Source organism: Sporichthya brevicatena (genome assembly GCF_039525035.1).
Lineage (GTDB): Bacteria > Actinomycetota > Actinomycetes > Sporichthyales > Sporichthyaceae > Sporichthya > Sporichthya brevicatena.
In genome coordinates this window covers 61,685-84,473 of the sequence record NZ_BAAAHE010000020.1, presented here as the reverse complement: position 1 = coordinate 84,473, position 22,789 = coordinate 61,685, and the positions used below count along the sequence as shown (strand labels likewise).

The 22,789-nt window shown below is 72.4% G+C and carries 16 protein-coding genes; 2 read left to right on the top strand and 14 right to left on the bottom strand.

The window, feature by feature from the left end; genetic code table 11:
- Positions 1–78 precede the first annotated feature (78 nt).
- The 9 genes from ABD401_RS13100 to ABD401_RS13060 form a co-directional block, all read right to left on the bottom strand.
- Positions 79–879 carry a type III pantothenate kinase gene (locus tag ABD401_RS13100; RefSeq protein ID WP_344605363.1) on the bottom strand — a complete coding sequence of 267 codons (801 nt, stop codon included), beginning with the start codon at positions 877–879 and terminating at the stop codon, positions 79–81.
- A complete protein-coding gene (locus ABD401_RS13095) occupies positions 879–3,425 on the bottom strand; it encodes an L-aspartate oxidase (protein WP_344605361.1) in 2,547 nt (848 codons plus the stop codon). The genes ABD401_RS13100 and ABD401_RS13095 overlap by 1 nt, the downstream gene beginning before the upstream one ends.
- Positions 3,426–3,444: 19 nt before the next feature.
- Positions 3,445–3,906, bottom strand: coding sequence for an aspartate 1-decarboxylase (gene panD / locus ABD401_RS13090; protein WP_344605359.1), 462 nt, complete (start codon positions 3,904–3,906; stop codon positions 3,445–3,447).
- A 15-nt stretch (positions 3,907–3,921) separates the two neighbouring features.
- Positions 3,922–4,833: a pantoate--beta-alanine ligase gene (gene panC / locus ABD401_RS13085; protein ID WP_344605357.1), complete on the bottom strand. Its 912-nt coding sequence runs from the start codon at positions 4,831–4,833 to the stop codon at positions 3,922–3,924.
- Positions 4,834–4,965: 132 nt separating this feature from the next.
- The gene (locus ABD401_RS13080) at positions 4,966–5,889 is read right to left on the bottom strand and encodes a Rossmann-like and DUF2520 domain-containing protein (protein WP_344605355.1); all 924 of its coding nucleotides are present in this window, start codon (positions 5,887–5,889) and stop codon (positions 4,966–4,968) included.
- 84 nt (positions 5,890–5,973) lie between these two features.
- On the bottom strand, positions 5,974–6,591 hold the full coding sequence (locus ABD401_RS13075) for a hypothetical protein (protein ID WP_344605353.1): 618 nt from the start codon (positions 6,589–6,591) through the stop codon (positions 5,974–5,976).
- Between the two features lie 382 nt (positions 6,592–6,973).
- On the bottom strand, positions 6,974–7,618 hold the full coding sequence (locus tag ABD401_RS13070; protein WP_344605351.1) for a collagen-like triple helix repeat-containing protein: 645 nt from the start codon (positions 7,616–7,618) through the stop codon (positions 6,974–6,976).
- A gap of 381 nt (positions 7,619–7,999) precedes the next feature.
- Complete coding sequence (locus ABD401_RS13065; protein ID WP_344605349.1) at positions 8,000–9,397, bottom strand: PH domain-containing protein; 1,398 nt, start codon at positions 9,395–9,397, stop codon at positions 8,000–8,002.
- A complete protein-coding gene (locus ABD401_RS13060) occupies positions 9,394–9,897 on the bottom strand; it encodes a PH domain-containing protein (RefSeq protein WP_344605347.1) in 504 nt (167 codons plus the stop codon). Before ABD401_RS13060 ends, ABD401_RS13065 begins: the two co-directional genes overlap by 4 nt.
- Before the next feature lie 331 nt (positions 9,898–10,228).
- On the opposite strand from ABD401_RS13060, the gene ABD401_RS13055 reads away from it, so the two are divergent.
- The gene (locus tag ABD401_RS13055; RefSeq protein WP_344605345.1) at positions 10,229–12,889 is read left to right on the top strand and encodes a helix-turn-helix transcriptional regulator; all 2,661 of its coding nucleotides are present in this window, start codon (positions 10,229–10,231) and stop codon (positions 12,887–12,889) included.
- A gap of 110 nt (positions 12,890–12,999) precedes the next feature.
- Here the strand turns inward: ABD401_RS13055 and ABD401_RS13050 are convergent, their stop codons facing one another.
- The 4 genes from ABD401_RS13050 to ABD401_RS13035 form a co-directional block, all read right to left on the bottom strand.
- Positions 13,000–14,700 (bottom strand): dynamin family protein, encoded by a 1,701-nt coding sequence (locus ABD401_RS13050; protein ID WP_344605343.1) that lies wholly within the window; start codon positions 14,698–14,700, stop codon positions 13,000–13,002.
- Positions 14,697–16,541, bottom strand: coding sequence for a dynamin family protein (locus ABD401_RS13045; RefSeq protein WP_344605341.1), 1,845 nt, complete (start codon positions 16,539–16,541; stop codon positions 14,697–14,699). The genes ABD401_RS13050 and ABD401_RS13045 overlap by 4 nt, the downstream gene beginning before the upstream one ends.
- 210 nt (positions 16,542–16,751) lie before the next feature.
- Positions 16,752–17,444, bottom strand: coding sequence for a hypothetical protein (locus ABD401_RS13040; RefSeq protein WP_344605339.1), 693 nt, complete (start codon positions 17,442–17,444; stop codon positions 16,752–16,754).
- A gap of 241 nt (positions 17,445–17,685) precedes the next feature.
- Positions 17,686–18,387, bottom strand: a complete 702-nt coding sequence (locus ABD401_RS13035; protein WP_344605337.1) for an IniB N-terminal domain-containing protein — start codon at positions 18,385–18,387, stop codon at positions 17,686–17,688.
- Between the two features lie 425 nt (positions 18,388–18,812).
- Between ABD401_RS13035 and ABD401_RS13030 the strand changes: the two genes are divergently transcribed.
- A complete protein-coding gene (locus ABD401_RS13030) occupies positions 18,813–20,759 on the top strand; it encodes an Hsp70 family protein (protein WP_344605335.1) in 1,947 nt (648 codons plus the stop codon).
- A gap of 133 nt (positions 20,760–20,892) precedes the next feature.
- Here the strand turns inward: ABD401_RS13030 and ABD401_RS13025 are convergent, their stop codons facing one another.
- Positions 20,893–22,593 carry a hypothetical protein gene (locus ABD401_RS13025; protein ID WP_344605333.1) on the bottom strand — a complete coding sequence of 567 codons (1,701 nt, stop codon included), beginning with the start codon at positions 22,591–22,593 and terminating at the stop codon, positions 20,893–20,895.
- Positions 22,594–22,789: the final 196 nt, after the last annotated feature.

The window sequence follows — 22,789 nt, the reverse complement described above, 5'->3', positions numbered from 1 at the left end:
GGATGGCAAGGCGGAGGAGGAAGCCGATCCCGGGTTTGGATCGGCGACGACGACAACGCAGCCAGTCGCCCCGCCGGACTACGCGGAGGGCGTGTTGCGCTCGTAGATGAGGCGTAACCCGACGAGGGTGAGCCAGGGCTCGTGGACGTCGATGGTGGAGGCCTCGGCGAGGATGATCGTCGCGAGGCCGCCGGTGGCGACGACGGTGACGGTGTCGGGGTCGTCGGAGAGCTCGGCGGCCATGCGCTCGACGATCCCGTCGATCTGGCCGGCGAAGCCGTAGAGGATGCCGGCCTGCATGGCCTCGACGGTGCTCTTGCCGATGACCGAGCGCGGGCGGGCGAGCTCGACCTTGCGGAGCTGGGCGCCGCGGGAGCCGAGGGCCTCGACGGAGATCTCGATGCCGGGGGCGATCGCGCCGCCGATGTACTCCCCGCGGGCGCTGACGGCGTCGAAGGTCGTCGCGGTGCCGAGGTCGACCACGATGCACGGCCCGCCGTAGAGGTGGGCGGCCGCGAGGGAGTTCACGACGCGGTCGGCGCCGACCTCCTTCGGGTTGTCCATGAGGACGGGGACGCCGGTGCGCACGCCGGGCTCGACGACCACGGACGGGACGTCCGGGTAGTACCGGCGGAACATCTCGCGCATCTCGTGCAGGACCGAGGGGACGGTGGAGCACATCGAGATGCCGGTGATGAGGTCGCCCTCGGGCGCCCCGCCCGGCGGGACGTAGCGGTCGAGCAGCGACCGGATCGTCACGGCGAGCTCGTCGGCGGTCCGGCGGGCGTCGGTGGCGATCCGCCAGTGTTCGACGATCTCCTTGTCGTCGAACAGCCCCAGGACGGAGTGGGTGTTGCCGACGTCGATGGTGAGCAGCATCAGCTGGACTCCTCGCGCAGGTCCAGAGCAATGTCGAGAATCGGCGCCGAGTGGGTGAGCGCGCCGACGGAGATGTAGTCAACACCGGTGGCCGCGACGGCGGCAGCGTCGGCGAACGTCAGGCCGCCGCTGGCCTCCAGCCGCGCCCGGCCGTTGTTCAGGGCGACCGCCTCACGCATCTGATCGGGCGTGAAGTTGTCGAGCAGCACCAGCTCCGCACCGGCTTCGAGCACGGCCTGAAGCTGCGTCAGGGAGTCGACCTCGACCTCGACCGGGAGGTCCGGGTAGCGCGAGCGCACGGCCTCGAAGGCCTCGACGATCCCCCCGGCGGCGATGACGTGGTTGTCCTTGATCAGGGCCTCGTCCCACAGCGACATGCGGTGGTTCACCCCGCCCCCGGCGCGCACGGCGTACTTCTCCAGCGCGCGCAGGCCGGGCGTCGTCTTGCGGGTGTCCCGGACGCGGGCGCGCGTGCCGGCGAGGGCGTCGGCCCAGGCACGGGTGGCGGTCGCGATGCCGGAGAGGTGGCACAGGAAGTTCAGGGCGGTCCGCTCGGCGACGAGCAGGTCGACGGTCCGGCCCGACACCGACATCAGCACGTCGCCGCGGCGGACGCGCTCGCCGTCCTTCGCGAGCAGGTCGACGAGCGCCGCACCCCGCGTCACGGTCTCGAACACCGCACGGGCGACGGACAGGCCGGCGACGACCCCGTCCGCGCGGGCGACGACGTCGGCGGTGCTGCGCTGCTCGGCGGGGACGGTCGCGGTGCTGGTGACGTCCGCGCGGCCGGGGGCGATGTCCTCGGCCAAGGCGCGGGAGACGACGTCGAGCACCTCCGCGACCGGGAGCCCCGCCTCGCCGAGCTCGGCCGACAGCAGCGCGGAGGGGACGCCGAGGTGCCCCGCGGTGTGCACCATCGAGACCCCCTCGTCGGTGAGGCGGCAGTCCAGATGACCGAGCCACTCGGCATCGTCGCGGTCGGGGTGGTCCTCGCGCCAGTGGGAGCCGCGGGTCTCGGCGCGCTCGGCGGCGGCCGCGACGAGGAAGCGCGCGACCGTCAGCAGGTTCGTCGTCTCCCAGGACTCGACGCACGGCTCGCCGGGGTGCGACCGGCTGAGGAAGATCAGTGCGGCCTCGGTCTCGCGCAGACCACGGTGGTTGCGGAGCACGCCGGCGCCGGCGCTCATCAGCTGCTGGATCTCGCGCCGGGCGCTGCCGGCGATGACGCCGGGTTCGCGGCGGTCCTTCGCCGGCTCGCGGCGGGCGGGCCGGCCGGTGCGGAACGTGCGCTCGAGGTCGTCGGCGATCCGCTCGGCGAAGACCAGGCCCTCGAGGAGGGAGTTCGACGCGAGCCGGTTCGCCCCGTGCACGCCGGAGCACGCCGCCTCGCCGCAGGCGTAGAGGCCGGGGATCGTCGAGCGGCCGGCGAGGTCGGTGCGCACGCCGCCGGAGGCGTAGTGGCACGCGGGGACGACGGGGATCAGGTCGGTCACCGGGTCGATGCCGTGCTCGCGGCACTTGGCGAGGATCGTCGGGAAGCGCCCCTCCCACGTCTCGGCGCCGAGGCCGCGGGCGTCGAGCCACACGTGCGGGACGCCGGTCGCGTTCATTCGGCGCAGGATCGCCTTGGCGACGACGCTGCGCGGCGCGAGGTCGCCGAGCTCGTGCTCGCCGGCCATGAACGGCTCGCCCTTGGCGTCGACGAGGATCGCGCCCTCGCCGCGCACGGCCTCGGAGATCAGCGGCTGCTGACCGGCAGCACCGGGACCGAGCCAGAGGACGGTGGGGTGGAACTGGACGAACTCCAGGTCGCGCACGACCGCGCCGGCGCGCAGCGCCATCGCGATGCCGTCACCGGTGGAGACGAGCGGGTTTGTCGTCGCCTCGTAGACCTGACCGAGCCCGCCGGTGGCGAGGACGACGATCGGGGCGTGGATCGCGCCGACGCCGTCGCGCTGGCCCTCCCCCATGACGTGCAGCGTCAGGCCGGCGACGCCGCCGTCGGCCCCGAGCAGCAGGTCGAGGCCGAGGGCGTGCTCGATGACCTCGATGCGCGAGTCGGCGCGGACGCCGTCGACGAGCGCGCGCTGGATCTCCGCGCCGGTGGCGTCGCCGCCGGCGTGGGCGATGCGGTCACGGCGATGACCGCCCTCGCGGCCGAGGGCCAGTTCCCCGTCGGCCGCGAGGTCGAACACGGCGCCGCCGGCGATCAGGCGGCGGACAGCGGCCGGGCCCTCGGTCACGAGGAGCCGGACCGCATCGGGGTCGCACAGGCCGTCCCCCGCGAGCAGGGTGTCGCGCTCGTGCTCGGCGGGGCTGTCCTCCGGGCCGAGGGCGGCGGCGATGCCGCCCTGCGCCCACTGGGTCGAGCCCGCCGCGAGAACGTCCTTGGTGACGAGCAGGACGCGGCCGGCGAACTCCGCGAGGGAGTTCGCCGCGCGCAGTGCGATCGTGAGGCCGGCGATGCCGGACCCGACGACGACGACGTCCGCCTCCGCAACCCATCCGGGCTCCGGTGCAGCGAGCCGCCGCGGCAACCCGCTCATGGCGTGGCCGTCGCCCGGCTCAGCGGCCGGCGTGCACGGGCGCCGTGGCGTGACGGTTCATCAGAACGTCGCCACGCACGTCGCCGCGGTCCTCGCCGTCGCCGGGGACGGGAGCAGCCGGGTCGCCGTCGATGTGCACGATGTTGTTGCGGCCGTCGACGTGCACGACCTTCGGCTTCAGCTCGCGGGCCTCGGCGTCGGTGACGCCCATGTAGCTGATGATGATGACGAGGTCGCCCGGCTGGACCAGGCGAGCCGCCGCACCGTTGATACCGATGATGCCGGTGCCGCGCGGGCCCGGGATCACGTAGGTCTCGAGGCGGGCGCCGTTGTCGATGTCCACGATCGCGACCTGCTCGCCGGCGAGGAGATCGGCGGCGTCGAGGAGGTCCTCGTCGATGGTGATCGAGCCGACGTAGTGCAGGTCGGCCTGCGTCACGGTGGCGCGGTGAATCTTGGACTTCAGCATGGTGCGGAACACGGTGGCGGCGTCCCTTCAGTTCCGGGCGGTCTGCACGGGAGGACCGAGCAGCACGGGCAGGTTGTCGATCAGCCGCGTTGTTCCGGCTTTCGCAGCTACCAGCAGGCGGGTCTCGCCGGTGTCTGGTGCAGGGGCTAGTTCGGGGTCGCGCAGCGCAACGTAATCCACGACCAGGCCGGGTTCGGCAGCCAGGGTCGCCTTCGCGGCCGCGAGCACGGCGTCGGCGCCCCGGGGACCGGCCGCGGCTCCGGCGCGCAGCGCGCGGGAGATCGCGAGGGCCCCGGCGCGCTCGGCGTCGGAGAGGTAGCGGTTCCGGCTGGAGCGGGCGAGCCCGTCCGCCTCCCGCACCGTCGGGACGGGCGCAATCCGGACGTCGAGGTCGAGGTCGGTGACCATCTGCCGGATCAGGGTCAGCTGCTGGTAGTCCTTCTCGCCGAAGTAAGCGATCTGAGGGCCAGTCAGGTGCAGCAGCTTGAGCACGACGGTGAGGACACCGTCGAAGTGGCCGGGCCGGGATGCACCCTCCAGGTCATCGCCGAGCGGGCCGGCGGTGACCACGGTGGCCGGACGGCCGTGCGGGTACATCTCGGCCTCGCCCGGGTGGAAGAGCACGTCCACCCCAGCCTCCGCGCACAGCGCGAGGTCGGCCTCGAAGGTGCGCGGGTACTTGTCGAGATCCTCGTTCGCCCCGAACTGCAGGGGGTTCACGAAGATCGTCGCGACGACGCTGGCGCACTCCCGGCGGGCGGTGCGCATCAGCTCGGCGTGCCCGTCGTGCAGGGCACCCATCGTCATCACGACGCCGCGGGGCCCGGGCCGGGTGAGTTCCGACTCGGCCAGGGCGGCGTTCAGTTCCGCACGGGTGCGCGCCACCACGGGGGTGGTCGTCGTCGGGCGTGCGGCATCAAGCAGGGCGGTTGAGTTCATGCCTTCGTTCCAGTCCTCGTCGGGTACCGGACGTGCAGTGGCTGCACGAGTGTAAACGCCCCCGTCATCCCCGCGTAATCCCGATCCGCGGTGACGGACGACTCACGAACCTGTGCGTTGGCTGGGCGCAGGTCAGGGCTCGAAGGGGTGACGCTTGCCCAGGACCGCGAGCAGGGAGGACGCGGCGTCGGGGGTGAGCAGGCCCGCGACGAGGGCGCGGTCCGCGGTGAGGCGGGCCATCGCGACGTACGCGGCGGCGGCCTCCGGGGAGACCTTCGCGATCTCCTCGATGTGGACGGCGACGGTCCCGGCGTCCCCGCGGGCGACGGGGCCGGTGAGGGCGTGGTCACCGGAGCGCAGGGCGTTGTCGAGGGCGGCGCCGAGCAGGGGACCGAGCAGCCGGGACGGGTTCTCGACCCCGGCCTTCGCGAGCAGCGCGCCGGACTGGGCGACCAGCGTGACTAGGTGGTTCGCGCCGTTGGCGAGGGCGGCGTGGTAGAGCCCGCGCTTGTCCTCCTCGACCCACTGGGGGTCCGAGCCCATCTCGACGACGAGCGCCTCCGCCACCGGGCGCAGCGGCTCCGGCGCGGTCACGCCGAAGCAGGCGCCGGCGAGGCGGGCGAGGTCGACGCGGGTCCCGGTGAAGGTCATGACGGGGTGCAGCGCGAGCGGGAGGCACCCGATCCGGGTCAGCGGCTCCAGGACGTCGGTGCCGTACCGCCCCGAGGTGTGCGCGACGAGGGTCCCGGCGGGGACGGCGTTCCCGTCCGCGAGGCCGGTGACCAGCGGCGGGAGCGCGTCGTCGGGGACCGCGATCAGCAGCAGGTCCGCCTTGCCGGCGACGTCGAAGGGGTCGGTGAGCGCGACGCCGTCGAGGAGGTCGTGCGCGCGGTCCTTGCTCTTGCGGCTGACCCCGGAGGCCGCCACCACCCGGTGCCCGGCCTGCATCAGCGCGGCCCCGAGGACCGCCCCCACCTTCCCGGCCCCGATCACCCCGACGTCGAGGCGGGCGGGGCGGCCGGACTTCCCCGGTCGACCAGGTTCGAGCGAGCTCACGTCGTGATCGTCTCAGGATCTTGGGCTGGAACGGCCGACCGGCCCGGCCCCGCGTGGGGCCGAGCCGGTCGGAAGGGTTCTCGCCTAGGAGATCGTGTACGAGAAGAAGTCGCCGCTCTCGTCGGTGGCGCCGCCGGTCTGGAAGTACCAGATCGCGCCGGCCGGGATGCTGATCGAGGCGATCGAGCAGGTCGCGCCCGCCGCGTTGAAGTCGCCCGTGAGCGTCGGCTCCGTCGCGCACTTGTAGGTGGTGACGCCCGAGGCCGGCCCGTCGAGCGGGGTCGTGTCGACCGCGATGTTGATCTCGACGCCGGCGGGGGACTGCGCCGAGTCGACGTACACGAAGTTCCGCAGCGTCCGCGCGACGGAGGTGTAGGAGAACGTGTTCGCGCCCCACACGTTGACGACACCCTCGGCGCGGTAGCGCCCCGCCGGAAGGTTCGCGCCGGGCAGGAACTGACCACTGACCAGGGACGGACCGGCCGGACCCACCGGACCCCGGGGACCGGTGTAGCCGCGCGGACCCCGCGGACCGCGCTTGCCCGCCGCGGCCGTGTCGCCGGCGGCCGTCTCACTGGCGCTGGTCTCACCCGCCCCGGCGTTGACGGTCGGCGACGCGTTCGCGATCTGCATCCCCGCGACCCCGATCACCGCCGCGGCCCCGAAGACCGTCGCCCCCCGCAGGACACTGTTGATTCGCACTGAGCTTCACTTCCTCCCCAGCACCGCCGTCCCCGACCTTCTGTCGGGTCAAGATCACCGGCACTCGGGCCAGAAGCTAGAGATCTTCGCCATCGGCGAGCAATCGCCTCATGCCGTGCGAACTGCGCGGTTCGGAGTGATTCCGGGTCAGATTGCAGTGCGACCAAATCGGTCGAATGCGGCCGACTCGGGTCCGCAAATCCGACAACCGTCGCAATGCGCTTCGGCCCCGCGATCGGTCCAGCGACTCGGCCCCCAACAGGACCAAGATCAACAGTTCACCCGAGGGAAGTAAGCAGCACTCAGTATTCGCGGAGCCGGTCGACCCAGCTGACGCTGGGCCGACCGGCGTCACGAATCTTCTGCCTAGCCGACAAATCGATTACGAGATGGTGTACGTGACCACGTCGCCTGTCTCGATGGAGGGCCCGAGCGCCACGAGGTAGTAACGCGCACCGGCCGGGATCTCCACCGCGGAGATCGTGCAGCTCCCTCCAACGGTCGTCGAGATGCACGGGAAAACTTCCGGCGTGCCGTCGTCCACTCCGAGACCGATCTTGGTTGCGGCGGGAGCGGCGTTGTTCGTCTCCCAGTAGGTGAAGTTGGAGATCGTCAACGCACGCGGTGCGATCGTGAAGCCGGGGAAGTCATACCCGGGATTGGCGCCGTCACTGAACACGTAGCCCGACGGCATGAGTTGCGTGCCGCTCTGGACGTCGCCCTGGAAGAAGACGTCGACGATGAGCGCGCCAGGCGATCCCGGCGCACCCGGCGTCCCAGGAACACCCTGCGGGCCACGCGGACCAGCCGGTCCCCGCGGACCGGTGAAGCCGCGAGGACCACGGGGGCCCCGCTTGCCGTGGGCGGCGACATTCTCGCCGGACTGGAGCTGACTGAAGCTGGAGCCGGTCTGGTTCGCTGCGCCGGCATGAACGGAGGGTGCCGCGGTGGCGACCTGCATGCCTGCGACCCCGAGGACGGCGGCGGCGCCGAAGAACGCGGCGCCGCGCAGGATGTGCTTGCTCATATGGGTTCCCCACTTCCTCCCGGCGCACCTATCCAGCGCTGCTGCTGGAGAGATCTCGGATATGCCGTGGGGAAACCGTCTTTGCTCGCGCTTGGCGAATCAATGGGACATAGGTGGCCTTCGGTCGCTTTGAGAACAGAAAGTCCCACCTGTCACAGTAGGTATTTCCGCAGGTCAGCGGCCCGATCGCGGGACGAATCGGACAAAGTGAATGACACTCTGTTAACACCCGTCCCAGTAGTCGCTGTCAGCAGCCGATCCACATGCGTCGCTCAATTCACCCGAGTGGATCACGTCACACGTGTCCAACCTTGATGAGTGACGCTCAACTGTGCTATGCCCACTGGCCACTCGCGCCGAGGACAACGCCCTGATGAGACGTCAGCTCCCCGCCATCCAGCGCTCGGGGCCGGCGGAGCGGCGGCCCTCGCGGGCCCGGGCGGCCTGGGTCTCGGTGAGCTCGCGGGCCTCGGCGGCAAAGCGGTGGGCGACCTCGACCACGACCGGGCCGGGGACGCTGTCGAGCCGGACGGTCGCGAGGCCGAGGCGGCGCTGCCAGGGGCCCTGGGTGAGGCGGACGGACTGGGTCTTGCCGTGCGGGACGACGTCGAGGTTGCGGCGGAACAGGCCGCTCGTCGCGACGAAGACCCGGTCGTCGGCGCCCCAGGCCAGCCCGCGCCACCAGAACGGGCGGGCGCGGCCGGCGCGGCGCGGGGCGGGGTTGAGCGGGATCGTCCCCGGGTCGACGCCGGGCAGGATCCGGCCGATCACGCCGAGCGCCGTGGCGCGCGGGGCGACGGGGAGCAGGACCGACGTCGACTTCTGCGCGGCGTCGTTGCCGCCCGCGTAGCCGGCGACGTTGATCAGGACGCGGACCCAGTCGCGGTTGCGCCAGAACAGGGGCTGGACGATCCGCAGCGCCTGGACCCGGCCGGGCGGGACGGTCTGGCTGTGCCGGGCCAGCAGGCCGTGACGGAGCCTCAGACCGTCGGGTGACTCGGCGACGGTGAAGTCGAAGCCGCTCTCCAGCTCGCGCCAGGCGAGGGTGCCGAAGGCGAGCAGGACCGGGATCGCGGGGAAGATCAGCGCCGGCTCGCGCTGCCAGATCGCGACGCCGATGAGGATCGAGCCGCCGACGACGAGCAACGGCACCCAGACCGTCAGCAGCAGCGAGGTCATCAGCGCGGCGACCGGGACGCGGACCAGGACCTGCTCCGGCGCCTCGGGGGCGTCGGGGCGGACACCGGCGGCCCGGGCGAGCAGCTCGGCGCGCAGCGCGCGGGCCTTGTCCTCGGAGAGGTAGGCCAGGCGCCCCTCGGCCGCTCCCCCGCCGGCGACCTCGAGGCGGAGCTCGGCGAGGCCGAGGATCCGGGCCACCAGCGGCTGCACGACGTCGATCGCCTGCAGCCGGGACAGCCGAATGTGCCGGCTCTTGCGGAACAGCAGCCCGGAGTCCACGCGCAGGTCGTCGCCCTCGATGACGTAGCGGGTGAACCACCACGTCCAGAACCCGAACGCCAGGCCCGCGACCGTGACCACGGCGAGGATCAGCAGGATCTGGACCACGTCCGCCTCGCGGACCGCGTCCTGGCCCGCGATCACCGTCGCGCCGATCATCGCCGCCCAGCCCCGGGCGAACGGGGTCAGCGGGTGCAGCCGGGCCGCGAGCCGGGGTTCCTCGGGCGGTGCCGCGGGCGGCGCCAGGGGCTCGGTGACCGGCTCCGGCGGCGGGAACCCCGCCGGGGTGTAGTCGGCGTCGGGTGGATGGAACTCGGTCACAGGCCCGCCGACCGGGCCTCGCCGAGGCGGGCCAGGGTGTCGCGGAGGCGCTGGGCCTCGTCCGGGGGCAGGCCGGGGATCCGGGCGTCGGAGGCCGCGGCGGCGGTGTGGAGCTGCACCGTCGCGAGGTGAAACCGGCGCTCCAGCGGCCCGGCCGTCACGTCGACGAACTGCATCCGGCCGTAGGGGACGACGACGAGCCGGCGGAACAGCCAGCCGCGGACGACGAGGAGGTCCTCGTCCCGCTCCGCGTACCCCCAGGCCTCGTAGTTGCGGCGGATCAGCCGCCGGCCGAGCAGGTAGAGCCCGCCGAGGACGACCAGCGCCGCTCCGGCCCCGATCAGCCCGGGCCCCGGGTCGTCGAGGACGGCCATCAGCACCCCCGCGGCTCCCGCGAGCAGCGCGAGCGTCCCGAGGACGCCCGTCAGCACCGTCAGGCGGAGCGACCGCAGCCGGGGGGAGACCGGGGTCCACCGGTCCTCGAGCGCGAACGGGTCCATGCCCCCACGCTAGGCGGCCCCCCTCACCAAGGGGTGTCACCCCGTACTGCGCAGTAAGGGGTGACACCCTTTTTTGACATCGGCACAGGCGGCGTTCAGCCGGCTCCCAGCCGCGGCGATGTCAGGGACGCAACGCAAAGCGAACGCGTGTCGCGTGGGTTTGGTGTTACTCGAGAGACAGAATCGGCGTGAGGCAGGTTCACGTCGGAACCAGTCTTCTTGATCCAGCGTCCGAACCCCTGGACCGTTGCACCCACGGTGGTCGTGGGGTGACCGCGGGGCGGGGTCGGCGACCGCCGCACCAACTGGCATCGAAAACGGGGGCAAACGCGTGGTTCAGGCCAGCGCTCAATCGGCCCGGGTTCCCGGTCCCGGTTCGCGCGGCTCCGCGTCCTCGCTCACGGCGCCGCGGAATCCGAACGCGACGTTCTCGGGCTCGCACGCCGCCGTCGCGCTCTGCGCGGACGCCGCGGCCGACCCGTCCGGCCCGCTGGTCGGCGTCATCGTCGGGCGCGGGGGCACCGGCAAGACGGCGATGCTCGACGCGCTCGCCTCCATCTACTCCACCGCCGGCGCGACGGTGCACCGCGACGCGTCAGCCTGGCCGCCGCCGGAGGACGCCGTCCTCCTCATCGACGACGCCCGCAATTTGCCCGACGAGGTCCTCCTCGACCTGCGCCGGATGGTCGAGGCGGGCCGCCAGCGCATCGTCGTCGCGACGCGTCCGGGGCCGGACCTGCCGCACGTCGACGCCCTCGCCGCGGCGCTCGGCCGCCAGCGGGCGCCGATCGTGCTCGGGCGGCTCTCGCGGGCCGAGGTCACGGCCCGCGTCGAGGGGCTGTGCACCGGGGCCGGCAGCGCCGCGCTCGCCGCGTTCGTCTACGAGCAGACCGCCGGGACGCCGAAGCTCGTCGACGCCCTCGCCGCCGCGTTGTGCGCCGCCGGGCTCGTCCCCGACGGGCCGGGGCACGCGGGCTGGGCGCCGGCGAAGATCCCGACGAGCGTCCTCGAACTCCTGCGTCTGGACCTGAGCGCCCTCGGGCCCGAACCACTGAGCCTGCTGCTCGCGCTCGCCGTCGGGGCGGAGCTGAACCCGCAGGTGCTGGCCGACGTCCTGAACTCCGAGCCCGCGTCCGTCGAGCACGCCGCCGAGGTGGCGCGCGCGAGCGGGCTGCTGACCGAGACCGGTGCGCTGCTGCCGCTCGCCCGGCACGCGCTGCTCACCCTCGCGCCGCCGATGCGCATCCAGGCCATGCGGACCGGCTGGGTCACCGCCGTCCACCGCCGCGGCGGTTCGATGCTCGAGCACGCCCGCGCGCTCGCCGGGGCGGGGATGACCGGGCCCGAGGTCGGGGCCGTGCTCGCCGCCGGTGCCGGGGAGGCCCCGACGCCGACCGAGGCCGTCAAGCTCTACGCCGCCGCCGTGCAGGCGGGGGTTCCGATCGCGTCCGTCGCCGCGAAGCTGGGCCGCGCGAGCGCGCTCGTCGGCGACCTGAACACCGCGCTGCGCCTGGCCGACGTCGCGATCTCCGACGCCAACGCTCCCGACCGCGACGTCGCCGTCGCGGTCGCCGCCACCGTCCTCGCGACCCGCGGCATGCTCAGCCGCACCGCGCAGCTCTACCGCTGGTGGGCCAACACGACCGGCGAGCCGCCCGTGCTCGCGGTGCCGGCGCTGCTCGGCGTCGGTGACCTGCCCGGGGCGCGCGCCGCCCTCGAGCACGGCCTGCTGCCGGCACCGACGCTGTCGGACGGGGTCGAGACCCTGCTCGCCGAGGGCGTCCTGGAGAGCGTGACGGGGACGCCGAGCCTCGCGCTCTCGCTGCTCGCCCGCGCCGCGATGCTGCTCGAACCCGCCGCCGAGCGGACCCTGATGCCCGACACCCCCGCCGCCCTCGCCGCGATCGTCGCGCTGAACTGCGGGGAGTTCGACGTCGCCGAGTCCGTGCTGAGCCGGGCGGTCGCCGTCCGCCTCGGCGGGGAGCCGGCGATGTCGCGCTACCGCCTCCTGCAGGCCTGGACCGCGATGCAGCGGGGCGACCTCGACGCCGCCCGCGCTCTCGTCGCCTCCGCCGGCCCGGGCGGCGGCGCCCTGGAGCCCCGCGAGGAACTGACCGCCGCCGCCATCGAGGTCGGGCTCGCCCGCCGCGAGGGCGACCTCGGCGCGCTGACCACCGCGTGGCAGCGGGCGCGGCAGGCGATCGTCCGCCACCCCGTCGACCTGTTCGCGCTGCACGCCGTCGGCGAGCTCGCCGTCGCCGCGGCGCGACTGCAGGAGGAGAGCTGGATCCGTCCGCACCTCACCGAGGCGTGGGCTCTGCTCGACCGTCTCGGCCAGCCGGCGCTGTGGGCGACCCCGATGCACTGGTATGCCGTCCAGGCCGCGAGTCTGGCGGACCGTCCGGCTGACGCCGAGTCACATATCGCTGTGCTCGAGACAGCGGCCCCGTCCTACCCGCAGGCGGCGGTCCTCGCCGCGGCGGCGCGGTCGTGGATGCGCGTGATGGCGGGTCAGGTCGACGCCACCGAGGTCGAGGCCGCGGCCCGGCGTCTGCACTCGATCGGCCACGCCTGGGACGCCTCCCGCCTCGCCGGCCAGGCCGCCGTCCGCACCGGCGACCGCCAGGTGATGTCGGCGCTGATGAGCGTCGCCCGCTCGCTGCGTCCGGCCGCCGCCGGCTCGGTCGCGGTCGAGGCCGCGGGCCTGGACCTCCCGGCCGACACGCCGACCTTCCCCTCCCCCAGCCGTCCGGGGGACTCCGCGCCGACCTCGTCGTCCTCCTCGTCGAGCGGGGTCAGCCTCTCCGAGCGCGAGCGCGAGGTCGCCGCTCTGCTCGTCACGGGCCTGACGTACAAGGAGATCGGCGAGCGGCTGTTCATCTCCGCGAAGACCGTCGAGCACCACGTCGCCCGTATGCGCCAGCGCCTCGGCGCCGGCAGCCGCGGCGAGCTGTTCTCCCAGCTCCGCGCCGCCCTCGACAACGACGCCTGATCAGCCTCACCCGTCACAGTGGGGGTGACACCCTTTCTGGCGCCAAAAAGGGTGTCACCCCTTACTGCGCAGTAAGGGGTGACACCCTTTTTTGACGAAGAGGTCGCAGATCAGGGCAGGGAGGCGATGATGCCCTCGCAGGTGCGGACGATGACGCGGGCGGCGTCGGCGACGGGGCGGGTCGAGGCGGGGTTCTCGGCCCGGCGGCGCCAGCGGCCCATCGCGTCGGTGGCGGCGTCGCGGATCTCGTCGGGGGTCGCCTCCGGCGGGAGGCCGAGGCGCACGAACTGGGCCTGACCGGTCCCGCCGAGGAGGCGCTCGGCCTCGGCGCGCTGGTCCGCGGGGAGCACGACGGCACCAGTGCGCAACGACCCCAGCAGGCCGAGCTCGACGAACTCGTGCGCGCCGGACGAGATCTTCTCGACCTGCGCGAAGAGCATCTCCGACTCGGGCAGCGGCGTGGAACGCAGGATCGAGTCCAGCGCCATCAGCGCCGACCGCGCCTTGAGCAGGTCACCGCGCTCGGTGAACAGCGCGGTCAGGGCCTCGCGCAGCTCCTCCAGCCCGGAGCGACGGACGAGCTCCGCCGACAGCGCCGTCGAGTCCGTGATGCCCTGCCGGATCAGCGGCAGCGCGAGCCGGACGCCGAAGAGCCCGAACCGCTCGAGCAGCCGGCGGCGCACCTCGGCCGACGGCAGGTCCGGCGAGCCCTCGGGCAGCTCGCGCCCGAAGCGGTCGGCGGAGAGCAGCATCGCGTCGACGAAGTCACGGTCCGCGGCGGCGATCTTCGCGAGCGCGTTGAACTCCGACTGACGGAGCGTCCGTCCCGTCTCGGCCAGCAGACCCGCGACGGGGACGACGGTCTGACACAGCGACCGGATCTTCTCCTCGCCGCGCAGCCGGGACGCGATCGCGCGCGCGGACTGCAGCGCGTCGACGCGGCCGGCGCCGATCTCGTCCGCCCGGGAGAGCACCGCGACGGTGTTCACCGGGGAGGACCCGATCGCCGCGTGGGCGTGGAAGGCCTCGAGGAACCCGACGTCGTCGGCGTGCACGTGCCGCATCAGGTAGACGATCGCGTCGGCGGCGCCCTGCTCCTCGTCGGGGGTGAGCAGCGCCTCGGTCCGCGCGGACACCTCCGCCGACGCGGACGCGATGCCCGGGGTGTCGATCAGCGTCATCGAGGAGAGGTCACCGGAGGGCCAGTCGACGGTGAGGCGGTCGACGTCCTCGGGCGCGGCGCCGAGCAGGTCGAGCTCGAGCTTGCCGTTGTGCCGGACGATCGGCAGGTCCGCGGCCTCGCCGTCCTTGCGCCGCATGACGATCCGCGGCGCCTGGGCGTTGCGGTACCAGGTGACGATGCGGGTGCACTCCCCCGCGTCGGTGGGGGCGATGATCTCGCCGACGAGCGCGTTCAACAGCGTCGACTTGCCCGCCTTCACCTTGCCGGCGATGGCGATCCGGACCGGGGAGTCGAGCCGGTCGAGGTGGGCCTCGATCCGCTCCGCCTCCTCGGGGTGGTCGGCGTAGACCTCCGCGGCCTGCTGCAGCACGGCGCGCACCTGGTCGCAGATGTCCGTCGACGCCGGCGTGATCCGCGACCGCGCCGCGGGGACCGGCGTCTCCCGCGCGACCGGGGCGGCCGGCGTCTCGACCGGAGCCGGCGGCGCATCCGGAGCCGCAGCCGTCGGGGGCTCGAGCGGAGCGGAGCCGGGCAGCGGACCGGCGGGGGTGGCCTGGGCGGGAACGCCGGAGGTCGCCGTCTCGTCCGTTTCCGCCGCGCGTTTCTTGTTCTTGCGGCGAAGGATCACACCGCACCCGCCTTCGCGGCGACGGCGACGAGGTCGCGAGCCTGCTTCTGCAGCGCGGCGACGCCGGCGAGCTCGCGCTTGAGCTCACCGATCCGGGCCTCGCGGTCCTTGGCGTTGGTGCGGGCGCCGGCCTCGGCGACCTTCAGCGAGTCCTGCAGCGACGTCTCGAGCTCGGTGGCCACCTGCGTGAAGTGGTCGCGCAACTGACGCTGGACCCGGCGCAGCATGTCGCGCGAGTCCTTCCCGACGTGGAAGGTCACATCGTCGGTGTATCGACGCACAGCGTTCTTCGCCTCCGCCTGACGGCGCTGCAGCAAGCGCTTCTTCTCCTCCCGCAGCGTACGTCCACCGAGCAGGAGACCGGCGCCGACCGAGAACGGGTTCAGCAGAGCCATCCCCGCGAAGGTGGAGAACATGCCGAACATGAGTGTTCCGATGTAACCGCCGCGGACGGCGATCAGGGCCTGCTCGCCGAGGCTCGGGTCACCCTCGTCGGAGAGGTACATCGGACGGACGGCCTGCATCGACCCGCCGGAGTCGACGTCGAGGTCGGGCAGCGAGAGCTGACCGTCCTCCGCGAAGTGCTCGGCGACGAGCGCGGCCAGGTAGCGGGCGCGTTCGTTCGCCCAGACGAAGTTGGCCGACGTCGCGGCCGCGACCTGCTCCTCCACCCACGGGGCGAACTCGACCCACACGACGGCGGGGTCGCCGAGGACGTCGATCTCCTCCTCGGCGTTGCGCTGGATGTCGCGCATGCGGTCGCGGAGGTCGTAGTCGATGTCGGCGGCGAGGTCGGCGACGCCGTCCGAGAGCGTCTGCTGCCAGCGGGCGGACCGGTCACGCAGGGCGGCCATCCGCTCCTTGGCCGCACGCAGGTCGGTGACCGTCGACTGCACGGTCTCCGGGTGCTCCTGGACGCCGAGCTCGGACTGCAGACCCCGCGCGAGCTGCTCGGCCACGCCGGCCACGGTGTTCGCGACCGCGCGCCGCACCAGCAGCTCCGCCTGGCCGACGGTGTTCGTCAGCATCGTCGCGAGCACCGGGAAGCCGGACTCGATGTTGAGGTCGTTGTCGTTGCGGTCGAGCGCGTGCCAGCGCAGCACCGAGGAGACCGGGATCAGCTGGGCCGTGATGCCCGCCTTGGTCAGGTGCGCCTGGTTCAGCTCGTAGATGCGCCGCCACTCGGGGTAGAGGTCGATCTTCGTCAGGATGCAGGCGATGTTCGGGCACAGCTTCACCGCGTGCTTGAGGAACTCGAGCTCCGCGGCGGTGTACTCCTGCGCGGCGTCGGAGACGAGGAGGACGGCGTCGGCGCCGGGCAGGGCTGCGAGGGTCGCGGTGGCGCGGACGGACCCGAGACCACCGACGCCCGGAGTGTCCACGAGCTCAAGACCCGATTGGAGCAACGGCGTGGGCAGTCCTACCTCGACGTGGCTGAGCCCCTCGCGGTTCGCGGGGTTGCCCATCTCGGTCACGAAGCGCTGGATGTCCTCCAGGCTCGCCTCGGTGCGTTCGGTGCGCACCGGACGTGACTCGTCGTCGGGATCCGCGCCCGGCTCCTCCTTCACCAGCGTCACGACCGGCGTCTCGGAGTAGTACACGGCCGTCGGGACGGAGGTGGCGATGTCGTCGTCGACGGGGCAGACCCGGGCCCGGACCAGGGCGTTCACCAGCTGGGACTTGCCCTGCTTGAACTCCCCGATGACCAGGACACGGATGCGGTCGTCGTGGAGCCGGTCCTTGGTCTTGCGCAGGCGTGCCGCGAGGTCGGTGCGGCCGCGCGCCGTGACCATGCGCAGCGCCTCGTCGACCGTCTGGATCACCGCTTCGGGTGCCGGCACGTACCTCTCCTGACCCTGGTCTTCACGACCGCCCCCACAGGCGCCCCGAGCCACGGTAAGTCCGCGACCCGGTCCGCGCAGGCGGCGGCCCCGCCCCGGTGAACCCGGGACGGGGCCGATCCTCTCACCTCGACGGGTGCGTGTCGGGGGATCTGGCGCGACACGACCGACACGGAATACGTCGAGATGTCCCCTCCTGAGGCGTTGCCGTCAGCCCAGGATGTTGATCAGGTTCTCGGCGTTCTGGAGCAGGTTGTAGCCGACCTCGTTGAGGCTGTCGTCGACCGCGTCGTTGAGGCTGCGGTTGAGGATGGGCGAGTCCTCGATGTCGACGACGTCCGCCAGCGTGATGACGTTCAGGTTGTCGCTGCCCGAGATGCCCTCACCGACGTCGTCGATGCCGCCGGCGATCTGGTTGCCACCGGCCGAGTGGTCGCCGGTCACGACGTTGTCGGCGTCCTGGTCGGTGTTGGTGCTCTCGTCGGTCGTGGTGTCGTCGTCGCTCGAGCTCTGGTCGACGGTGTTCGACTGGTTCGCGTCGACCGTGTTGCCGTCGCCCTCGATGTTGGCGCCCTGGGTCTCGGTGTTGCTGGGCTCCGGGTTGTCGATGATGGTCGTCGGGCCGGTGAACTCCGAGGTGGAGACGGCCGGCGTGGTGTACGTGTAGTTGTTGATGACGTACTCGACGTACGTGACGTCCTGGACGGTGTCGGGCACCGAGACGCCCTGGACCTCGCGGAAGCTGGTGTCCGCCGGGTAGAACGCCGGGGAGACCTCGCCGGAGCCGCAGGACTGCGTGAAGCCGGCGGACGCCATGGCGAGCTGCGGCTGCGCGGCGAACGCCTCGCGGGCGCCGGCGTTGCGCATCAGGTCGGCGATCCAGTCGAGCAGGGTGATGGCCATTTCCGTGACCCTTCCTCAGGTTGTGGTGCTGGCTGTTGGTTGATGGGGCCCGGTCGGGCCGGATGCTGCGCTGGCTGGTCGGGATCGCCCCGCCCCGGTGGGCCGCCGGGGCGGGGCCATACCCCACACACCTCGTCGACGCGCGCCTTGAGATCGGCGCGACACGGGTGACGCGCGCCGGACGAGATGCTCCCCTCCGCGAGGTAGCTCGGGAGTCGAGCTTCGGCAGATCTCGCGAGTGTCAGCCGAGGATGTTGATCAGGTCGTGCGCGGACTGCAGGCCGTTGTAGGCGACCTCGTTCAGGCTGTCGTCGACGAGCCGGTTCAGCGACTCGTTGAGGATCGGGGAGTCCTCGATGTCGACCACGTCGGCGAGGGTGATGATGTTCGTGTTGTCGTTGCCCGACAGGCCCTCGCCGATGTCGTCGAGGCCACCGGCGATCTGGTTCTCACCGGCCGAGTGGTCGCCGGTGACGACGTTGTCGGCGTCGCTGTCCATGTTGGTGCTGGAGTCGGTCACCGTGTCGTCGTCCGACGAGCTCTGGTCCGCGGTGTTCTCCTGGTTCGCGGTGACGGTGTTGTTGTCACCCTCGATCCCGGTCGACTGCGTGTCCGTGCTGCTGGGCTCGGGGGTGTCGATGATCGTCGTCGGGCCGGTGAAGCTGTCGGACGCCACGGCCGGCTGCTCGATCGTGTAGTTGTTGATGATGTAGCGGATGTGCTCCGCCGCGTCCGCCTCGTCGACCGAGGGACGCTCGACGCCGCCGACCTCGCGGATCGAGGGGTTGTCGAAGAGGAACGTGCGCGAGTCCGCGACGTCCGCGCCGCACACGTTGGTGAAGCCGGCGGACGCCATCGACAGCTGCGGGTTCGTGTTGAACGCCTCGCGGGCGCTGCCGTCCCGCATCAGGTCCATGATCCAGTCGAGCAGGGAGGTAGCCATTGGGGTGACCCTTCGTCAGATTCGTCCGAGGTGGTGGGCTCGGGGCCCCGCACCGGAGCCGCTGTGGTGCCGAACCTAGGGAGTCGGGCGAATCGGACGGATCGGGGAAAACCCCCAAATCAAGATCACCGGATTGGGGGATCTGGATCTTGGCCGGCGCGCCCGCGTTGGGGGATTCGCGGCGTGTCGCGTGTGACTGGTGTTCAAGAAGTGGTAACAACCGTCACACTAGACATCACCAGTCACACTGGTTCAAGCGGTAGTAAACCGCCTCCGACCTGCACGAACGCCCGAAATCGGACCTTCCCTCGGCTCCTTTGCTGCGCTCGCGGTCAAACGATCTTGTCCTGGTTTAGGGCGACCCGGCGGGTGTCGCTCCGGTCGTATTGCCCCCGTTGAACCACGACCAAGGGGGCTGGCGCGCCATGGGTTACCGACTCAGTGTCGATCTCGGCACCACCAACACCGCGGCGGTGGTGCACCGCCCGGGCACCGGGTCCGCGCCGACCGTCGTCCGACTGGGCGACCGGTCCGCGACCGTGCCCTCCGTCCTGTTCCTGGGCGCCGACGGCACCGTCCTCATGGGTGAGGCGGCCGAGCGCCGCGCGCTGACCGACCCGGACCGCGTGGTCCGTCGGTTCAAGCGCCGCATCGGGGACGAGACCCCGCTGCTCGTCGGCACGTCCGGCGACGGCCTCACCGCGCACGCCCTCGCGGCGAAGATGATCGGCCTCGTCGCCGACCGCGTCGCCGAGCAGGAGGGCGGGGCGCCCGACGCCGTCGCCGTCACCGTCCCGGCCGCGTGGGGCTCGCACAAGAAGGACCTGCTCGCCGGCGCGCTCGCCCGCGAGGGCCTGCTCGACGTCACGATGATCAGCGAGCCCGCCGCCGCGGCCCTGGCCTACGCACAGGCCGGGAAGCTCGAGGCCGGCGCGGCCGTCGCGGTCTACGACCTCGGCGGCGGGACGTTCGACGCGGCGGTCCTGCGCGCGGAGTCCGGCAACCGCTTCACCGCACTCGGCACCCCGACGGGGATCCCGAACCTCGGTGGCGTCGACTTCGACGACGCAGTGCTCGCCTACGTGCTCGGCGTCGCCGGGCCGCAGACCCCGGGCGTCGAGCCCGACGACCCGCTGCACCTGACGGCGATGGCCCGCCTGCGGCGTGAGTGCGTCGAGGCGAAGGAGGCCCTGTCCGCCGACACCGCCGCGACCGTGCCGGTCCTGCTCGGCGGGGCGCAGACCTCCGTCCGCGTCACCCGCGCCGACTTCGAGGCGATGATCGCCGGCGCCCTCGAGGAGACGTGCACCTTCGTCGAGGCCGCGCTGGTCTCCGCGGGGCTGACGAGCAAGAACCTCGACCGCATCCTGCTCACCGGTGGGTCCTCGCGGATCCCGCTCGTGACGCAGCTGCTGTCCGCTCGGTACCCGGGCGTCCCGCTCGAGCGGGACATCGACCCCAAGCTCGCGGTCGCGATCGGCGGCGTCCTGGCCCTGGAGAAGTCCGGCCGGCACGCCCGTCCCGCGCTCGCCCTCACCGCCGGACTGGCCGCTGCCGCGGCCGTCGCTCCGGCGGCCGCGGCGGCAAACTCCCCCGCCCCGGCTTCCGTGGCTCCCCTGGCTCCGGTGGCAGCCGGCACCACCGCCGACCGGCCGGTGCGTCCCGCGCTCACGACCGAGAAGTTCGACGGTCGGGAGGCGGAGATCGTCGAGGGACGGCGGATGAAGTCCGAGCCCAAGCCGCAGCGCAAGGCGCACAAGGTCGTGACAGTCGCCGCGGGCGTGATCCTGCTCGGCGGGTTCGGGCTGGCGTCGCTCGGCGTGCTCGACCTCGGCGACGCCGTTCCCGCCGGTTCGGTGCAGGAGGCCCGTGCCGGTGTCGGTGACGACGCCGAGCTCCAGGTCGAGGAGACCGGCAAGAGCAAGAACAAGGACAAGGCCCGCGGGGAGCGGGCCGAGGAGACGGCCGCGGAGGAGTCGTCCTCCTCGGACGCGGCCACGGGGTCGGCGGGCGGATCCGCGAGTGGGCGCACGGAGGGGAGTGCCGACTCGCGGGCCGCCTCGGCCGGATCGTCTGACGCCACGACAGATTCGGCGCGGGCGGACGAGGAGGACGACGTCGTCGTCGAGCGTCCCGCGAAGACCGACCGCAAGGCCACGGCCCGCCGCAGCGATGGCGCCGTGACCCCGACGAAGGCCACGACCCCCGAGGCAGCACCGGTCGACGCCGTCGCCGCCCCGTCGGCCGTCGAGGCGGCCCCCGCCGAGCAGGCGGCCCCCGCCCCGGCCGCAGAGGTCGAGGAAGACACCTCGACCGAGTCCGGTTCCGTCGAGTTCGGCGACGCTGGTGAGGAGTCTCCCCCCGCGCCGTAATTCCTCGAGGAACCTCCCCTGCGTCCGGCTGACTGTGGCCGGTAGGCCACCTATCGCCGGACGCAAGGAAGGGCCCCACCGCCGGCGCGGTGGGGCCCTTCGTCTTGTTGCTGTGCAGCTAGCTGACTACCTATCAGGCAGCGCCGCCGAGGAGGCCGCCGAGGAGGCCGCCGTTCTCGCCGCCGAGCACGCCACCCAGGAGGCCGCCGACCGGGTCGGAGCCCTCGGTGCCGCCCGTGAGGCCGCCCAGGATGTCGTTGACCGGGGCCAGCGGGTCCGCGCCCTCGGTGCCGCCGGTCACGCCGCCGAGCAGGCCGGTGACCGGGGCCAGCAGGCCACCGTTCTCCGTGCCGCCGGTGACGCCACCGAGCAGACCACCGACGATGCCGTTCTCACCGAGAACAGCGTCGAGCGGGCTCGCCGAACCGCCCGTGACACCGCCGAGCAGGCCACCGACGACGCCGTCCTCACCGAGAAGACCGTCGAGCGGGCTCGCCGAACCGCCCGTGACACCGCCGAGCAGGCCACCGACGACGCCGTCCTCACCGAGAACACCGTCGAGCGGGCTCGCCGAGCCACCGGTGACGCCACCGAGCAGGCCACCGAGCAGGTCACCCTCGCCGCCGGTCACGCCACCGAGCAGGCCACCGACCAGGCCCTCCGGCCCGAGGATCCCGCCGAGCAGGTCACCCTCGCCGCCGGTGACACCGCCGAGCAGGCCACCGACCAGGCCCTCCGGCCCGAGGATCCCGCCGAGCAGGTCACCCTCGCCGCCGAGGACGCCGCCGTTCAGCAGGCCACCGACCAGGCCCTCCGGCCCGAGGATCCCGCCGAGCAGGTCGCCGTTGCTGCCGAGGACGCCGCCGAGCAGGTCGTTGAGGGGCAGCGTGTCGAGCAGCTCGGTGCCGGGCAGGCCACCGAGGCCGCCGAGCAGGCCGTCGCTGGCCCCGGTCGCCCCGGTGACGACACCGAGGACCGGGTCGACGACGTCGGTGGTGGCGCCGACGACCTGGTTCACGAAGCCGAGCGTCGTGCCGGGCACGATCGGGTTCAGCGCGCTCAGCGACGTCGAGGAGAGCGAGTTGACCAGCGCGTTCACCGTGGCCAGCTCGGCCGTCGTGTTGGTGACCGCGTGCACCGCGTTCACCAGGGCGCCGACCTCGGCGAGGGTGTTGGCCGGGTTCACGGCGGTCCGGACCGCCGTCGCAACGGCGCCGATGGTGGCCAGCGGGCCAACGGTGGAGAGCAGACCGCCGGTGAGCGGGCTGAGGAGGCCGGCCTGCGTGTTGGTCACGGTCTGGTGCAGGTCGTTGACGGCGTCGAAGACGTCGGGGAGAGCCCCGGTGACGCCCAGCGCACCGGTGACGCCACCGACGATCCCGTCCACGCCGGGGACCGGCACGATGCCGCCGACGAGCCCAGTGACCGTCGGAACGAGCGCGGTGGCGATCCCCGCGGTGCCGAGAGCACCCTCGACCGCGCTGGTGATCTGGTCGACCGGCAGCTGGTTCGCAGCCGTGACGACCGACGTGACGGCCGCGTTCAGCGGGCCGGTGGCGAGCGTGGTGGTCGCGGCGTTGTAGACGCCCGTCACCGCGGTGTTGACCGCACCCAGGGGGCCGGTCGGAGAGGTCGCGGCAGTGATGCCGGACGCCAGCGAACCGACGGACTGCAGCGTGTCCTTCACGGTGTCGAAGACGTCGGTCACCTGACCAAGGGCCGACAGCTCGGTCAGCAGGGCCAGAGCCGGCACCGTGGCCGTCAGACCGGTCAGACCGATCGCGGTGTCCACGACACCGTCGACCGGCGCGAGAATGTCCTCAGGAAAAGCCATGGGTGGGTGCCTCCAGTTACGGCGGGGAAGGGGTCCCGCGCAGGTGTCAGATCTCTGTGTCGATCAGGTCGAGCGTGATGACCGAATCGCCCCGTAAATGCAGAGCAGACGTCGTTCTCACTGGCGACGCAGCGGTGGTTGGTGGGGCCGTTGCGTCCCTGAATCGAAAGTAGGGATGCGAGCGCAAGATCCAATC

Coding starts and splice junctions, on each gene's coding strand:
- ABD401_RS13035 (WP_344605337.1), bottom strand. CDS start 18,387: ATGGCTACCTCCCTGCTCGACTGGATCATGGACCTGATGCGGGACGGC.
- ABD401_RS13070 (WP_344605351.1), bottom strand. CDS start 7,618: ATGAGCAAGCACATCCTGCGCGGCGCCGCGTTCTTCGGCGCCGCCGCC.
- ABD401_RS13025 (WP_344605333.1), bottom strand. CDS start 22,593: ATGGCTTTTCCTGAGGACATTCTCGCGCCGGTCGACGGTGTCGTGGAC.
- panC (WP_344605357.1), bottom strand. CDS start 4,833: ATGAACTCAACCGCCCTGCTTGATGCCGCACGCCCGACGACGACCACC.
- ABD401_RS13040 (WP_344605339.1), bottom strand. CDS start 17,444: ATGGCCATCACCCTGCTCGACTGGATCGCCGACCTGATGCGCAACGCC.
- ABD401_RS13030 (WP_344605335.1), top strand. CDS start 18,813: ATGGGTTACCGACTCAGTGTCGATCTCGGCACCACCAACACCGCGGCG.
- ABD401_RS13095 (WP_344605361.1), bottom strand. CDS start 3,425: ATGAGCGGGTTGCCGCGGCGGCTCGCTGCACCGGAGCCCGGATGGGTT.
- ABD401_RS13060 (WP_344605347.1), bottom strand. CDS start 9,897: ATGGACCCGTTCGCGCTCGAGGACCGGTGGACCCCGGTCTCCCCCCGG.
- ABD401_RS13100 (WP_344605363.1), bottom strand. CDS start 879: ATGCTGCTCACCATCGACGTCGGCAACACCCACTCCGTCCTGGGGCTG.